This window comes from Streptomyces sp. CC224B (assembly GCF_030010595.1).
GTDB classification, from domain to species: Bacteria; Actinomycetota; Actinomycetes; order Streptomycetales; family Streptomycetaceae; genus Streptomyces; species Streptomyces longispororuber.
In genome coordinates this window covers 34,397-48,176 of the sequence record NZ_JASCXL010000072.1, presented here as the reverse complement: position 1 = coordinate 48,176, position 13,780 = coordinate 34,397, and the positions used below count along the sequence as shown (strand labels likewise).

Sequence of the window (13,780 nt, the reverse complement as noted above, 5' to 3'; positions counted from 1 at the left end):
GGGGGGGGGGTGGGGGCCCGGGGGGGGGGGGCGGGGGGGGGGCCCCCCGCCCCCCGGGGCCCCCCCCCGGGGGCGCCCCCCCCCCCCGGGGGGGGGCCCCCCGGCCGCGGCACGTCAGCGCACGGGGTGCGGGCCAGCGCTCACGGAGTGCGGACCAGCGGCGGGGTGTGCACCAGCGGCGAACCGGTCAGCTCCCAGGTGAGGTCGCCCTTGCCGTCGCCTTCGATGTCGTAGGTCACCGTGGCGTCGGTCGACCACCAGAAGTTGGCGTCGTACCACACCACCGCGGTCGGGTAGCACATCTCCGGATAGCGCGGCTGCGCGGCCGAGTTGAGGGCCTGGGTGAAGTCACACGTGACGGAGTCGACCACGGTGTCCCGGCCGTCCTCGGACGCCCGCTTCTCCACCCGGGTCTGCACCTTGAACTTCGAGAAGGTGATGTCCGGGTCCTCTATGAGCCAGTCGGTCGAGGCGAACCCCTGCACGGTGTCCTCGTCCACGGTGCGCCCGCCGCACAGCTTCACGTCGATCCGGTTCGTACCGGCCCCGGTGAGCGTCTTGGTGTTCTGGTCCTTGCCGGTACAGGGAACCGCCGCCGCCTGCGCGGGAGTGGTACCTGACAGCAGCACACAGCCGGCTGCGACGGCTCCGGCCGCGATGAGCGACCCCAAACGATGCCTCATGGATCCGGCGTCCTTCCAGACGTGGCCGGGCGCCGCGGCGCCCGGTGCGTGACGATGAACTTGACTGGTGCTGCTGGGTCGTGGCCGCCGCGGACGTCGCCGAGGGCCGGTCGTGCGTGTGCCTACGCGGCCGAACGCTGCCTGCGCTCCAAGGACTTGGCCGCACTGCGCCGCTTCCTGCTCCGTACGTCCACCGGGGCGCCGGCGCCCTCCCCGGGGGCCGCCTGCCAGGCGCGTACGCGGGCGGCGACCCGGGCCAGGTGCTTGTCGCCGGGCGGCACCGCGAGGTAGAAGAGCGACTCGTCCGCCTTGCGGTCGTCGCCGCCCCAGCGGACCACCCCGTCCAGTTCGGCGAGGATGTCCCGCACGACGACGAGCTGCTCGGGGAAGAAGCCGTTGCGCGCGCCGGACGGGTACCACAGGGGCCTGATCTGCACCGCGGTCCCGGAGGCCTGGTTCGACTCCGCGAGTCCCTTGCGCACCGTGTGCGGGTGCCGCCAGCCGACCACGTCCCCCCTGCGGAGTTCGTCGATCTCGTAGTGGAAGCGGCGGACGACGTGGACGAGGATCGTCTCGGCGTCACCCATGCGCACCTGGATGCCGTCCAAGGGGGTCCCGGGGACGGGGCGGGTGTGGATGTGCCCGCGGTCGTCCGCGACCTTCTCCATGTCCCATCCGTTCTTCGACGGGACGCCGGTGGAGATGCGCGCCGTGCGCTCCCGCGCCTCCTGCTGGGCCTGCCGCACGGCCCTGCGCAGGGCCTCGGGGTCCGTGGCCCGCCCCGCGCCGTGGGCGGTGGGGGAGACGAGCTGGGTGCCGATGGCCGTCCCCGCGGTGATCAGTACGGCGCGACGCAGCACAGTGCGCCGGTTCACATGTCTGGACACGGATGTCTCTCCCTGCTGTGGGCGATCGCGAACCCGGTGAGGACGACGGCGCACACCGTCAGGAACAGCGCCGAGGGGTTGACGTAGGCCGGAATGACCGCCTCGACCGTCCGTCCGTCGCGGGTGCGGCACCCGAAGTGAAGTGGAATGTATGAAGGTTCGTAGCCGGTGAAGCGCGCTGTCCCCGTCGCCTTCGCGCACGCCCTGGACTGCGCCGCGTCGTCGAGGAGGAAGAGGTGGAGTACGCCCCAGGTGTACACGCCGGCCGCGGCGGCCCAGGCCCACCCGGCGGCGGACCTCACGTACGCGGACTTCATGTACGCGGACTGCGTCTGCGACTGCGACTGCGACCGCGGTGGCGACTGCGTCCGCGCCCGGACGAGCTGCCGGATCGCGTACACGACCAGGGCGGGGACGATGACGAGACCGCTGCCGACGAGGAGCAGCACCGCGGCTCCGTCGTGGCCCGCGTACGGCTCTGCTCCTGGCATGGCGCAGTCCTTCGGCGCTAGAAGTTGCGGGAGATGGAGTTGTATTTCTCCATGATGTAGTAGAGGCCCATCCGCTTCTTCGCCTCGGTGAACGCGGGCTCGGAGGGGCCCTGGTAGCGGCGCAGCACTTCGTAGATCTCGCCGTCCTTGTAGTCCAGGGCGGGCCGGCGCAGGGCCTTGGAGTCGTCGTCGCCGCCCGGTTTCCCGTCGATGTCCCAGTTGTGGATCATGGCGACGCTGCGGAGGGCGAAGGTCTCGCTGTCGTGCGAGTGCTTCCAGATGTCGTACTTGTCCTGGTCGCTGGAGACGTCGCGGACCTTCTCGCCCGTCACGTACCCCTTCTTCAGGCAGTGGTTCCAGGCGCCGATGAGGGTGACGGCCCGCTGCTTGGCGATGCCGGTGGAGGTGTCCTTGATGTATTTGCCCGTCGTGTTGAAGGCGGCGATGACGGACGTCCAGGCCGCCTCGTCCACCGGGTCGATGTGCCGCATCTCCCAGTAGGTGGTGGTCTGGATGAGCGCCTTGCGCATGTTGTAGCGGTTCGACAGCTCCGTGATCACGTCGTCGTGGTCGACCACGCTGGACTGGAAGCACTTCCAGTGCTGGTAGCTCCTGGTGCCGCCGTTCAGCGGGAATCCGAGGGATTCCATGTACTTCCCGACGTCCTTCTCCATCGCCGTGATGACGCCGGAGTTGAGGCGGGTGTCGTCCTTCGTGCCGCGCGGGGTGTCGAAGGAGCCCTGTCCGGTGTCGCGTCCCGAGGCGATGTTGTGGTCGATGTTGATCGAGCCGTCGCCGGAGCCGATGGTGCGGGTGACGATCTGGTCGTAGGCCCAGTTCTCGGGGAGCGGGTAGCCGAAGTTCCCGGAGAAGCCGGACGACATGTCGGACACGAACGACGCGGTGGCGTGGCCGGCCTCCGACACGCGGGTGCAGACGTTCCGGGGGCCGTACACACCGATCCCGAACCGGTTCCCGTCGTCCTGGACCGCGTCGACGATGCCCTTGAAGTGGGGCAGGACGTTGCTGGTGACCTCGTGGTCGAGGGCGTCGAAGTCCACGGCGAAGAAGATGCGGGTGCCGGTCTTGAAGCCGTGGTCCAGGGCGGCGTTGATCGCCGCCTGGGCCGCGGCACGGCCGAGCGGATAGTTGAACCCGTCGGCATCGCGGCCGAACGTCTGGTAGATCGGGAAGCAGCGCAGCCCGTGGTCGGCGATCGTCTTCAGCTCGCCGGGCTGGATGGCCTTGTGCTTCAGGTCTCCACTGGGGGTGGGGTCCACGTTGGTCAGATAGCGGCCCAGGTACTTGATGCCCGCGTCCTTCAGCGTCTTGGCGCGGGCCGGGGTGATCAGCGTGACGCCGTCGCACGCTTCGCCCCGGCGGTCCTGGTCGCCGTAGGAGACGAGGAGGGAGGCCCAGGTCGAGTAGTCGCCCTTGCCGGTGACGGGAAGCTTGACGAACGACTGGAACGACCGCACCGCGTCGGAGATGGCGGAGGTGAAGGTGCTGCTGAACGGGGCCGGGCGCTGGTTGAGGACCATGCCGGCGGTGAAGAGCTGCACCCAGGTGCCGGTGTCGCCCACGGACAGGGTGTGCTGTCTCAGCCCGGCCTGCGTGCCGGGGCCGAACACCCCGTTGGCCTGCCCGTCCGTCATGCCGGAGGTGAACTGGACGGCGTAGATCATGGACTTGGCGACGTCGCGGGAGTGGTTCCCGTCGCACGGGATGATGAAGAAGTCGGTGCGGTTGGCGAACTTCCCGTTCAGCCACTGCTGCACCGCGCGGACCTTGTCCGAGCCGTTGTTCACGGTGACATAGGCGTCCATGTTCAGCAGGGCCTTGAACACCTTCGGCGTCAGATAGGAGCCGGGGAAGGCCGAGGCCACGCCCATGTCCTTCTTCACCTGGACGATCGAGTCCTGCACGCGGTCGTTGTACTTGCCGTCGAGGCCGCCGCCGTCGTACCCCTTGCAGTACAACGCGGCCTGGATGATGCGCGCGAAGTTGGCGTTCGGGACCGTGCCGTCGTTGAGGCTCGGGTATTTGGAGGTGAGGGTGGACAGGGTGCCCGGGCCGAAGTTGTTGGAGAGGGGCGTGATGCCCAGCTCGTACTGGAGCGCCCGGGTGAGGGCGAACATGGTCGGCCAGCCCGTCACACCGTTCACCGGTACCCGGTCGATGCCCAGCTTGCCTTCGTAGGCGGTGTTCACGAACGTCTGGGCCTGCCGGACCATTTCGTCGGCCATGAGGTTACGTGTCTCCTTCAGAGATCGTGTACGTCGACAGGGCAGGCCGGAGGCCGCCGGTCAGGGTGGGGCCACGGGCAACGGGCGGGCGCTCCAACGGCCTTCGGCGGAAGCGGGCCCGGCTCGCGCGCGGCCGCGCACGTGGCGGTGTGCGCGGCGCGCGCGGACATCGGTCTCCTTCGGGGGAGACCGGCGGTCTACCCGCAGGGGTAGACGTACTCGGACTTGTAGTTGATGTACGGGGTGCTGCTGGAGGTGCTCGCCATCTTGGCCGTGACCGGGGCGCACGAGAAGCTCGATACGCGCACCGGGCCGGCGTAGTCGGTGAAGTTGCCGGAGTCGGTGTCACAGCTTCCGCCGCCGACCTTGCACACCTTCAGATACATGTACTGCTTGCTTCCGACGTTGTTGTCGAGGATCAGGCAGCCGTTGCTGCCCTTCTCATAGGCGAACAACGTCCCCAGGCGCTCGTCGGGGTGGTCCCCCACCGGCAGAGGGACGGCCTTGCGCAGCGTGTAACCGGCCCCGCACACGGTCGCGGCGGCCTCGACCGCCTGGCGGTCGGCCTGGGCGACGGCCGCCGTCGTCCGGTCGGCGTACCGGGAAACGCGCACCTCGGGCGCGTCCGACGCGATCGCGTACGGCGCGGCCGCTACGGCCGACACCATGGTCGTGGCCATGACAGCCACTCGTGTGAAGCGTGACGATAGAGGCATGCAGAACTACCACTTTCTTCTCGAAAGGTCCCCACAGTCGTTCCTCGCCGCAGCTCGCGGCGGCCATGCTTCGCTCTTGCTAAGTGCCGGATCACCGTAGGCAGGGTCTGGACCTTTCGCTGCCGTAAATTACGGCGGCTGGGCGGCTGTTGGCTTGAAGAGCACGGCAAACGGAACGGCGTCGCCATGGAGATGAATCCGTGGAGGTCTGCGTAAAGATTGTGTGTACGTGCGGAAACAGAAGAGTGAATGGTGGCGTCCGCTTACGCCGCGAATGGCTGGTTCACGCACCGGTGCCGGGCCCGGTTTGCTCCTTCGGGGCCCGGCCGGTGCGGTGGGCCGATGCGACAGACCGACGCGGCAAGCCGACGCGGCGGCGGCCCCGCCGGGGGGCCGCCGCCGCGTGGAGGTCCGTCAGTAGGGCAGCCGGTCCATGATCCAGGTGCAGAGTTCCTCGGTGATGCGGGTGTGGCCCTCGTTGCGGGAGGCGCACCGGAAGTCGTCGAGCTCGGACTCCTCGGGGGAGAGGGAGTCGATGCCGACGTACAGGTTGTCGTCGGAGTCGAGGTCGCGGACGGCGACCGCGCTCACGGCGGGCACGAAGCTGTGGGACGGGATGGGCGCCGCGGACCGGAAGCCGAGGAGCGGGGGCAGCGCGTTGAAGCGGTTCGCGAGGATCTCGAAGCTGTTCAGGGTGCCGCCGGGGGCGCCGTCGATACCGGGCAGGCCGGAGGTGTGGACCTCCTTGGCGGGCGGCGGGGTCACCACGCGCAGGTTGGCGACGAGCTGCCGGTCGCCGGGTGACTGCGTGAACAGCTTGCTGCCGAGTACGGACAGGCCCTTGCCCTCGAAGGCGAGCTCGCCCGGCCGCACACCGTTGCCGGTGCCGTCGGCGACGCCGTTGGCGACGCCGATGAGGCGGGGGATGCGCGGCCAGTCGCCGACCTGCTGGAGCGCGCTGAGGAACTCGGTGCGCAGCTTGCTCGTCGCGGGCTGGTCCTGCCACTCGGCGATGTGCTGCCACAGGAGCTGCTGCGCCGCCGGGCTGTTCATCTGGTCGGAGAAGGCGCTGTTGAGCTTGCGGATGTAGTGCGCGAAGGACTGCAGCGCGATGGGGATCCAGGCGCCGCGGTGCGGGCTGTCGTACGAGACGTACAGGGCGGTCTGGTGGTCGATGCGCCGGCTCTCCATGCGGGCGAGCGCGTAGCGGGTGACGAGCCCGCCCATGCTGAAGCCGCCGACGGTCAGGCGCGCGTCGCCCAGGCGTGAGGCGACGGCCCGCATGACGGCGGCCTCCACCGCGTCCGCGTTGTCCAGGATCGAGGCGCTGCGCTCGTTGAAGCCCACCAGGATCACGTCCCGGCCGCGCTGCCGCAGGGCGGTGAGGAACGCGTAGTCGCGGCGGTCGAGGTAGTCCCAGGAGTCGTTCAGGCTGCTGGGGCCGGAGTTGAAGCCGTCCGCCAGGATCACGGGATGGGTCAGGCAGCTGCTTCCCTCGCTGTAGTACACCCAGGCCGTGCCCAGGGGCAGCGGCCACACCTCGCTGGGCTCGGGCGCGGCGGTGGTGACGGGCTCCACGGGGCCCGAGCCGAGCGTGAGCGGGGGCGCCGCCCGCAGCGCTTCCCGGACCTGCTCCTCGCTCGGCGGCTTCTCTTCGGACATGGGGTCCCCTCCCTGGACGATTCCGTACGCACGCCATGGCCATGACGTGCAGTGACATCATCGATACGGGGAGTGAGGGTGGGAAGTCGTGATTCGCGCCAATCACGTCACGTCCGAAGAAATTCGCACATGACCGGAAAGGTGCTCTTGCGTCAAGCGCCCTGGTTCGCCGCCGTGAGGGCCGCGCGCAGATGGCCGTTCGACTCGGCGAGCAGCCGGGCCGCGGTGGGGCCGTCGACCTGGCCGAGAATCGTGAGGATCGCGTGCTTCACCTCGCCGTCCGTGGTAGCGAGGGCGCGCTCGATCTCGTCGTCGGGGGCGCCCGTCGCCAGGGCGACGATGTGGCGGGAGCGGGCCCGCAGCTTCTCGTTGGAGGCGCGGACGTCGACCATGAGGTTCCCGTACGTCTTGCCCAGGCGGATCATCGTGATCGTCGAGATCATGTTGAGGACGAGCTTCTGCGCCGTGCCCGCCTTCAGGCGGGTGGAGCCGGTGAGGAGTTCGGGGCCGACGACGACCTCGATGCCGTGCTCGGCGGCCGCCGCCAGCGCGCTGTCCGCGTTGCAGGACAGGCCGATCGTCAGGGCCAGGCGGGCGCGGGCGTACTCGACCGCGCCGATCGCGTACGGGGTGCGGCCCGACGCCGAGACGCCCACCACCGTGTCGTCGGGGGTGAGGGCCAGCGCCTCCAGGTCCTCGGCGGCCAGCGCCGCGCTGTCCTCGGCGCCCTCGACGGCCGTGACCAGGGCCGGGGGGCCGCCCGCGATCAGGCCGATCACGTCGCCGGGGCCGGTGTTGAACGTCGGCGGGCACTCGGACGCGTCGAGCACGCCGAGGCGCCCGGCCGTGCCCGCGCCCGCGTAGACCAGGCGGCCGCCCCGGGCCATGCGCTCGGCGGTGGCGTCGATGGCGGCGGCGATGCGGGGGAGCTGCGCGGCGACGGCGGTCGGCACGGAGGCGTCCTCGCCGTTCATGATCCGCGCGATCTCCAGGGTGGGCAGCCGGTCGATCTCGGCGAGCTCGGGCCGGAAGGCCTCGGTGGTGAGGGCGGCGAGCTGCGCCCGCAGGTCGTGGTGGCCGTCGGAGGTGGAGGTCATGGGAACAGCGGCTCTCTCGGGATGGAAGGGGTGGACGGGGGCTCGGCCCCGCCCGCGTCCGGCGTTCGCGGGCGGGCGGGCGTGAAGCGGGGCGCGGGCGGGGCTCAGCCGTTGCGGTGCCGGTGCGCCAGGGCCTCGTACGACGCGGCGAGGGCGGGCGCCGCCGTCTCATACGTCCGCTGCGCCACCCCCACGAACAGGCAGTCCACGACGAGCAGTTGGCTCGTCCGGGACGACATCGCGGCGGGCCGCAGCTCGCTCTCGCGGGCCGTGGACGTGGTCAGTATGTGGTCGGCGTAGGCGGAGACCAGGCCGTCGGGGCGCCCGGTCACGGCGATCGTCGTGGCGCCGTGCTCGAAGGCCACCCGCAGCGGCTCGATCACGTCGCCGGTCGAACCGGAGTGGGTGATCGCGATCGCCACGTCCTTGGCCCGGAGCGTCACGGCGTTCGTGACCGCCAGGTGCGGGTCGGAGTGCGCGTGCGCCACGTGGCCGATGCGCAGCAGCTTCTGCGCCAGGTCCTGGGCGACCAGGCCGGAGGCGGCCACGCCGTAGATCTCCGTACGGCGCGCGGCGGCCAGCGCGGCGACGGCCGCCCCGAGCTGCACGGTGTCGAGCCCGGCGGCCGTGTCGGCGAGGGTCTGCTGCTCGTCGTACGCCAGCTTGGCGACGACGTCCGCGATCGGGTCGTCCACGGCGATGTCCGCCGTCACGGCGGGCGCCCGGCCCGACTGCTGCTGGGCGGCCAGGCCCGCGAGGGCGAGCCGCAGGTCGCGGTAGCCCGGGTAGCCGAGCAGACGGGCCGTGCGCACGACCGTCGCCTCGCTGGTGCCGGTGAGCTCGGCGAGGCCGGTGACCGTGAGGGCGGCGCAGCCCGCCGGGTCGCCCGCGACCGCCTCGGCGACGCGCTGCATGGACCGCGTCATCGACGGCGCCAGCGTGCGCACCTTGGCCGCGAGGGCGGCGGGGGCGGGCGGGGCGCCTCCCGCGAAAATTTCCTTCACGTCAGAGGTCACCTCTGGAAGGTATTTTCAGCCGGGCGGCGGGGTCAAGGGTGGTGCGGGGCCTTCGCCCCGCCGCCACGGGCGCTCTCCGGCGGCCGGTCCGTGACGTACGGGGCGACAATGGCTGCATGGACACGATTGACCCTCTGGAGCAGGCGTTGCACGCGGCCCGGGCCCTGGTCCTCGCCGACCTCGCCGCGCGCGAGGTCGCGCGGGCCGACGTCGTCTCCTTCGTCGAGGAGGCCGTGGCGCACCGCCGCTGGTGGGTCGAGCAGTGGCCCGAGGGCGCCGCGTACGTCGCCGGGCTCGTCGCGCAGGACGTACAGGACAAGATCCTGGAGCGGTACGGGCGGTGGCCGCTGTGCCCGGTGTGCGGGTCGGGCGAGCCGCACGCCCTGGACGTCGAGCCCGAGCTGGGGCCCGACCCGCACTGGGTGTGCGGCAAGGCCGGCGTCGTCGTGGCGCCGGTGGGCGGCCTGACGTGACGCTCTACATCGACCCGCCCACCTGGCCGGGGCACGGGCGGCTCTGGTCCCACCTGGTCAGCGACGTCTCGTACGAGGAGCTGCACGCCTTCGCCGCGTGCATCGGGGCGCCCGCGCGGGCCTTCGACCGCGACCACTACGACGTGCCGGCGGAGCGGTACGCGGACGCGGTGGGGGCGGGGGCTGTGGAGGTGGGGTCGCGGGAGTTGGTGCGGAGGCTTACGGCGGCGGGGTTGCGGCGGCGGAAGGGGCGCGGGGCTTAGCCTCGCGGGTGCGCCCCAGGCCCGCCCCTTCCCGAAACCAGGGGCTGCCGCCCCTGGACCCCGCTGATCGGCCTTCGGCCTCGTCCTCAAACGCCGGACGGGCTGGAAACCTTCGCCTGCCTCTCGTATGACCGCTGAGGGCCGCGGTCCGCGGCCCGAGTGAAGCCGGACCTGGTGAGGACCGCCTCCGAGGCCGTGTTGCCCTCGTCGACCACCGCGCGCAGGCCCGTGACGCCGGGGAGGGTGAGGGCCCAGGACGACAGGGTGCGCAGGGCCTCGGTGGCGTAGCCCTCGCCGCGGGCCGCCGGGACCAGGTCGTAGCCGACCTCCGCCCAGCCCTCCTCGTCGGGGGCGCCATGGAAGCCCATGGCGCCGATCGCCCGCTGGTCGGCGGAGCGCACCACCGCGTACGAACCCCACTCGGGGCGGTGCGTGCCCGCCTCGTACGCCTTCGCGACGTGGCCGGCGCCCACCCGCGTACCGTCGCAGGGGCCGCCCTCGATCCAGTCGAAGCCGCCGGTGCCGCCCGCCGCCAGGTCCGCCGCCGCGGGCGGCGCGATCTCCAGCAGCTCGACGCGCTCCGCGGCCAGATGGACCTGGTTGTGCCAGCGCCAGCGCTCCAGGCGGGCCCGGCCCGGCAGCGTGCCCCGGCCGGTCGCCCACAGCAGGGTCTCCCAGTGCGAGGCGCCGTCCCGCGCGGGCGGCACGTGCGGGAACTGCCAGGCCAGCAGCGCCTCGCACAGGTGCCGCGGCGGCTCGTACGCCACGTCGAAGGCCCGCAGCACGTCGTACGTGTGCAGCAGCAGCTCCACGATGCCCATGGCCGCGAAGCCGCGCGCGTCCGCGCTGCCGTGCGGGAACGGGTGGTAGCCCCGCGCCCCGCGCGGCACGGTCCGCACCACCGCCGCCAGCAGGCCGCCCGACGCCTCGACGGCGTGCACCGCCGCCAGCGGACCCGTCCCCGCCTCCAGGCGGATGTCGATCGGGACGTACGTGTCCTTCGCCCGGCCCGTGAGCTGCGCCGCGTACGCGGTGAAGTCGCTGACCACGTGCTCCGCCGTCGTCAGGCAGCTCCACTCCAGGCCGCCCGCCGGGACCGTCCAGTCGTACTCCTCCGTCGCCACCGCGCGCAGCGCCCGTCCCGCGTGCGCCACCGCCTCGTCGATCTCGTCGCCACCCATGCTCAGCATGGGCCGAGGCTACGTCAGCAGGGTCAGCTCGGCCGACAGGTTTTCCCGGGCCGGGGCCTCCCAGAGCGCGGTGCCGTGCGGCGTGCGGAACAGGCGGGGCAGGGCGAGGAGTTGGCGCAGCACGTCGGCGCGGCCGGGGCGGAAGACGTCGTCGGGGACGAAGGCGTACTCCTCGCGGACCGCCGCGGCGTAGGCCGCGTACGCGTCCGGGGGCGCGGCGAGGATCGCCAGGTCGGCGTCGCACAAAACCTCGCCGTTGCGGTCGCCGTCGGCGGGGTCGTGGGTGACGGTCAGGCGCACCAGGCGGGCCACCTCCGCCGTGGCCTCGGCGGTCAGGCCCGCCTCGGGGAGGGCGCGCTCGGCGAGGCGGGCGCTGCGCTCCTCGTTCTCGGAGCGGTCCGGGGCGTAGACGGCGTCGTGGAACCAGGCCGCCAGCCGTACCAAGTGCGGGGTGTCCGCGTGCTGTTCGAGGGTGTCGATGTGGTCGAGGACGGTGGTGAGGTGGGTGAGGGTGTGGTAGCGGCGGTGGGGTTCTGACCAGCGGGTGAGGAGGTTGTCGGCGTAGGGGGTGGGGTCGGGGGCGGCGGTTGTGTGCGCGGTTGCGCCCTCGGTCGTGCCTTCGCCTTCGCGGCGGGCGGCTTCGCCTTCGCGGCGGGTGCCCTCGCCTTCGCGGCGGGCGGCTTGGAGGGTGGTGGTCCAGCGGGTGCGGAGGTCGGGGTGGAGGGGGGTGTGGGGCTGGGGCTGGGGCATGGGGTGACCCTATGCGGGGGCCTCGCGGGTGCGCCCCAGCCCCACCCCTTCCCGAAACCGGTGGCTGCCGCCCCCGGGCCCCCGCCCTTCTCGTCTGGGGCTCCGCCCCTTTCCCCCTTTCTTTGGCGCTCCGCGCCTCGTCCTCAATCGCCGGACGGGCTGGAATGCCCCCGTCTCGCCGTCGTCGGCGGTCCGCCCGGGAACATCCGCCGCGGAGCGGTGGACCACCGGCAGCCGAAAGCGGTGGGACGCGGGACGGATCCAGCCCGTCCGGCGTTTGAGGACGAGGCCGCTAGGCCGATGGAAGGGTGGGTGGGTGGGGAGCGCTCCGGTAGGCGACGGCGGGGGGAGGCGTTGCCAAAGTCGGGGGTGGGCCGGTTGGGTGGCGGGTATGACGAGTGATGCTGCTACGCCCGGCAGGGCGTACGACCCCGCGCGGCCCGGGCGGCTCCTCCGTACCGAACGGGACGCCCTCATCCCCCTCCTGCGCGCCGCCGAGGACGGCGCGTTCGCGGCGGACACCTGCTGCCCGGGGTGGACGGTGCGCGACGTGCTCGCCCACTGTTCCGCCGCGCTGACGCGCGTGATCGAGAACCGGTTCGAGGATGGCGCGTTCACGGCGGCGGGCAACGACCGGGACATCGCCGAACGGGCCGACTGGCCCGTCTCCCGCATCGTGGACGAGCTGGAGCGGGGCATGACCGACGCGGGTGCCGCCATCACGGCCGCCGAGGGGCTGTTCGACGGTGTGGCGCTCGGTGAGTGGGTGCACGCCGGCGACGTACGGGACGCGTGGGGGCTGCCCGGCGCGTACGGCGGCGCGGGCCTGGCGGACGCGCTGCCGCTGCTCGCGGAGTTCAGCAGGCAGTGCGCGGCGCTGCCCCTGCACGCCGACGTCGACGGCCTGGACGAGCCGCTGATCCTCGGCGTCGGCGACGGCAGCCGCCCGCCCGCGCGGTACATCGGGGACGCCCCGACGCTGGTCCGGCTGTACGCGGGCCGCCCGCTGGGAGACGCGGACTTCGAGCTCGCGGGCGCGGCGGAGGGCGAGCTGAACCTCTTCGGCTGAGCGCGGGCCGGGCGCGGGCCGGAGGCGGACCGGGCGCGGGCCAGGTGTGGGCCAGGTGTGGGCCCGGGGGGTCAGTGCGCGTGGCCGTCCGTTTCGGTGTGGTCGCCGGAGGCGGGGTGCCCGGCCCCGGTCGCCCGTACGGTGAACGCCGCCGTGCGGACCTCGCCCTCGTGGCGGAAGTCCAGGAACAGCCGGTACGTGCCCGCGCTCGGCGCCGTCGCCGTGAAGCGCACCTCGGGGCCGGGCTCCGTCCCGCCGTCGCCGGGCTCGCCGGACGGGTGGACGTGGAGGTAGGCGAGGTCCCCGGCGCGCAGGGCGACCAGGTGGCCGTACGCGCCCAGGTACGGCTGGAGGTCGGTGACGGGCCGGCCGTCGCGCGTCATGCGCAGCCGCAGCTCGCCCGGGGTCCCGGGCGTCAGCGCGCCGTCGAGGCGCACCTCGTAGCCGTCCGGGAGCTTCGCCGTGGAGGCGGGCCGGGGCGGGGCCGCGGGGGCGTACTCCCCGGTGACCGCCAGGTCCGCGCCCAGCGTCACCTTCTCCTGCGCCCGCTCGGGGCGGAAGTCCGCGAAGACGCGGTAGTCCCCGGCCTTCGGCAGCGTCGCCGGGACCGACCAGGTGCCGTCGGCGGCGCGGGCGGGGTGCAGATGGCGGTACGTCGTCAGGTCGCGTGAGGCGACGATCAGGTGCAGGTCCTTGCCGTGGTCCCGCGTGTACGCCGTGACGGCGCGGCCCGTGCCGGACTTCACGATGCGGAAGCGCAGGTCGGTGCGGTCGCCCGCGGTGGCGCGCGGGGTCCGCAGGTCCAGCTCGTAGCCGCTGGACGCGATCTGGAGGCCGCCGGGGGTGTCGTCCCGGTGGTCACCCCCGTCCTTCCTCTCGTCCGCCCTCGGGTTCTCCGCCCTGTCCCCGGTGTGGGCCGTGTCGCTGTGCGCCGGCGGTGTGTCCACGGCGTCGACGCTCGTGCCCACCGCGTACGCGGTGCCGAACGTCGCCGCGACGGCCGCGGCGAAGGCGGTGATCTTCAGTCCGGTGTTCATGGCGTCGGTGCTCCTCGGGGAGGGGGTGCGGGACGGGGTGGGCGCGATCCGTCGGCGGATCCCACTGGCATTGAGGGTACCCCCTGGGGGTATTTGGTCAAGCGGGATCCGAAGAGGGATCTTCGAGCGGATCTGCGCTTGCTCCTGATACCCCCTGGGGGTATAAAGGATCGTGTGAACGGCACGCCATCGCGAGGAGC

The 13,780-nt window shown here is 72.4% G+C and carries 14 protein-coding genes; 3 read left to right on the top strand and 11 right to left on the bottom strand.

Annotation, left to right across the window (positions count from 1 at the left end):
* Nucleotides 1-140: 140 nt before the first annotated feature.
* The 8 genes from QK440_RS26540 to QK440_RS26505 all read right to left on the bottom strand — a co-directional run bounded on the left by QK440_RS26540 (nucleotide 141) and on the right by QK440_RS26505 (nucleotide 8,798).
* Complete coding sequence (locus QK440_RS26540; protein WP_282795736.1) at nucleotides 141-683, bottom strand: hypothetical protein; 543 nt, start codon at nucleotides 681-683, stop codon at nucleotides 141-143.
* Between the two features lie 122 nt (nucleotides 684-805).
* On the bottom strand, nucleotides 806-1,570 hold the full coding sequence (locus QK440_RS26535) for a hypothetical protein (protein ID WP_282795735.1): 765 nt from the start codon (nucleotides 1,568-1,570) through the stop codon (nucleotides 806-808).
* Nucleotides 1,555-2,061 carry a hypothetical protein gene (locus tag QK440_RS26530; RefSeq protein WP_282795734.1) on the bottom strand — a complete coding sequence of 169 codons (507 nt, stop codon included), beginning with the start codon at nucleotides 2,059-2,061 and terminating at the stop codon, nucleotides 1,555-1,557. Before QK440_RS26530 ends, QK440_RS26535 begins: the two co-directional genes overlap by 16 nt.
* Nucleotides 2,062-2,078: 17 nt before the next feature.
* Entirely contained in the window at nucleotides 2,079-4,307 is a 2,229-nt protein-coding gene (locus QK440_RS26525; protein ID WP_282795733.1) for a glycoside hydrolase domain-containing protein, read from the bottom strand.
* A gap of 197 nt (nucleotides 4,308-4,504) precedes the next feature.
* Nucleotides 4,505-4,987: a hypothetical protein gene (locus QK440_RS26520; RefSeq protein ID WP_282795732.1), complete on the bottom strand. Its 483-nt coding sequence runs from the start codon at nucleotides 4,985-4,987 to the stop codon at nucleotides 4,505-4,507.
* Between the two features lie 450 nt (nucleotides 4,988-5,437).
* Nucleotides 5,438-6,685, bottom strand: a complete 1,248-nt coding sequence (locus QK440_RS26515; RefSeq protein ID WP_282795731.1) for a hypothetical protein — start codon at nucleotides 6,683-6,685, stop codon at nucleotides 5,438-5,440.
* A 152-nt stretch (nucleotides 6,686-6,837) separates the two neighbouring features.
* Nucleotides 6,838-7,782, bottom strand: a complete 945-nt coding sequence (gene murQ / locus QK440_RS26510; protein WP_282795730.1) for an N-acetylmuramic acid 6-phosphate etherase — start codon at nucleotides 7,780-7,782, stop codon at nucleotides 6,838-6,840.
* A 104-nt stretch (nucleotides 7,783-7,886) separates the two neighbouring features.
* Nucleotides 7,887-8,798 carry a MurR/RpiR family transcriptional regulator gene (locus QK440_RS26505; RefSeq protein WP_282795729.1) on the bottom strand — a complete coding sequence of 304 codons (912 nt, stop codon included), beginning with the start codon at nucleotides 8,796-8,798 and terminating at the stop codon, nucleotides 7,887-7,889.
* 116 nt (nucleotides 8,799-8,914) lie between these two features.
* Here QK440_RS26505 and QK440_RS26500 point away from each other — a divergent pair, with 116 nt between their 5' ends.
* Nucleotides 8,915-9,271, top strand: coding sequence for a hypothetical protein (locus tag QK440_RS26500; protein WP_282795728.1), 357 nt, complete (start codon nucleotides 8,915-8,917; stop codon nucleotides 9,269-9,271).
* On the top strand, nucleotides 9,268-9,534 hold the full coding sequence (locus tag QK440_RS26495; protein ID WP_282795727.1) for a DUF4031 domain-containing protein: 267 nt from the start codon (nucleotides 9,268-9,270) through the stop codon (nucleotides 9,532-9,534). The genes QK440_RS26500 and QK440_RS26495 overlap by 4 nt, the downstream gene beginning before the upstream one ends.
* An 86-nt stretch (nucleotides 9,535-9,620) precedes the next feature.
* Here QK440_RS26495 and QK440_RS26490 read toward each other — a convergent pair whose 3' ends face one another.
* A complete protein-coding gene (locus tag QK440_RS26490) occupies nucleotides 9,621-10,724 on the bottom strand; it encodes a GNAT family N-acetyltransferase (RefSeq protein ID WP_282795726.1) in 1,104 nt (367 codons plus the stop codon).
* Nucleotides 10,725-10,733: 9 nt separating this feature from the next.
* Nucleotides 10,734-11,474: a hypothetical protein gene (locus QK440_RS26485; RefSeq protein WP_282795725.1), complete on the bottom strand. Its 741-nt coding sequence runs from the start codon at nucleotides 11,472-11,474 to the stop codon at nucleotides 10,734-10,736.
* Nucleotides 11,475-11,865: 391 nt separating this feature from the next.
* On the opposite strand from QK440_RS26485, the gene QK440_RS26480 reads away from it, so the two are divergent.
* On the top strand, nucleotides 11,866-12,543 hold the full coding sequence (locus tag QK440_RS26480) for a maleylpyruvate isomerase family mycothiol-dependent enzyme (RefSeq protein WP_282795724.1): 678 nt from the start codon (nucleotides 11,866-11,868) through the stop codon (nucleotides 12,541-12,543).
* A gap of 71 nt (nucleotides 12,544-12,614) precedes the next feature.
* Here QK440_RS26480 and QK440_RS26475 read toward each other — a convergent pair whose 3' ends face one another.
* Nucleotides 12,615-13,580 carry a hypothetical protein gene (locus QK440_RS26475; RefSeq protein ID WP_282795723.1) on the bottom strand — a complete coding sequence of 322 codons (966 nt, stop codon included), beginning with the start codon at nucleotides 13,578-13,580 and terminating at the stop codon, nucleotides 12,615-12,617.
* Nucleotides 13,581-13,780 lie beyond the last annotated feature (200 nt).

What these genes read in the sequence shown, in the direction of transcription:
- QK440_RS26540 (WP_282795736.1), bottom strand. Translation starts at nt 683, where the DNA reads ATGAGGCATCGTTTGGGGTCGCTCATCGCGGCCGGAGCCGTCGCAGCC.
- murQ (WP_282795730.1), bottom strand. Translation starts at nt 7,782, where the DNA reads ATGACCTCCACCTCCGACGGCCACCACGACCTGCGGGCGCAGCTCGCC.
- QK440_RS26475 (WP_282795723.1), bottom strand. Translation starts at nt 13,580, where the DNA reads ATGAACACCGGACTGAAGATCACCGCCTTCGCCGCGGCCGTCGCGGCG.
- QK440_RS26530 (WP_282795734.1), bottom strand. Translation starts at nt 2,061, where the DNA reads ATGCCAGGAGCAGAGCCGTACGCGGGCCACGACGGAGCCGCGGTGCTG.
- QK440_RS26520 (WP_282795732.1), bottom strand. Translation starts at nt 4,987, where the DNA reads ATGGCCACGACCATGGTGTCGGCCGTAGCGGCCGCGCCGTACGCGATC.
- QK440_RS26525 (WP_282795733.1), bottom strand. Translation starts at nt 4,307, where the DNA reads ATGGCCGACGAAATGGTCCGGCAGGCCCAGACGTTCGTGAACACCGCC.
- QK440_RS26490 (WP_282795726.1), bottom strand. Translation starts at nt 10,724, where the DNA reads ATGCTGAGCATGGGTGGCGACGAGATCGACGAGGCGGTGGCGCACGCG.
- QK440_RS26480 (WP_282795724.1), top strand. Translation starts at nt 11,866, where the DNA reads ATGACGAGTGATGCTGCTACGCCCGGCAGGGCGTACGACCCCGCGCGG.
- QK440_RS26500 (WP_282795728.1), top strand. Translation starts at nt 8,915, where the DNA reads ATGGACACGATTGACCCTCTGGAGCAGGCGTTGCACGCGGCCCGGGCC.
- QK440_RS26485 (WP_282795725.1), bottom strand. Translation starts at nt 11,474, where the DNA reads ATGCCCCAGCCCCAGCCCCACACCCCCCTCCACCCCGACCTCCGCACC.
- QK440_RS26515 (WP_282795731.1), bottom strand. Translation starts at nt 6,685, where the DNA reads ATGTCCGAAGAGAAGCCGCCGAGCGAGGAGCAGGTCCGGGAAGCGCTG.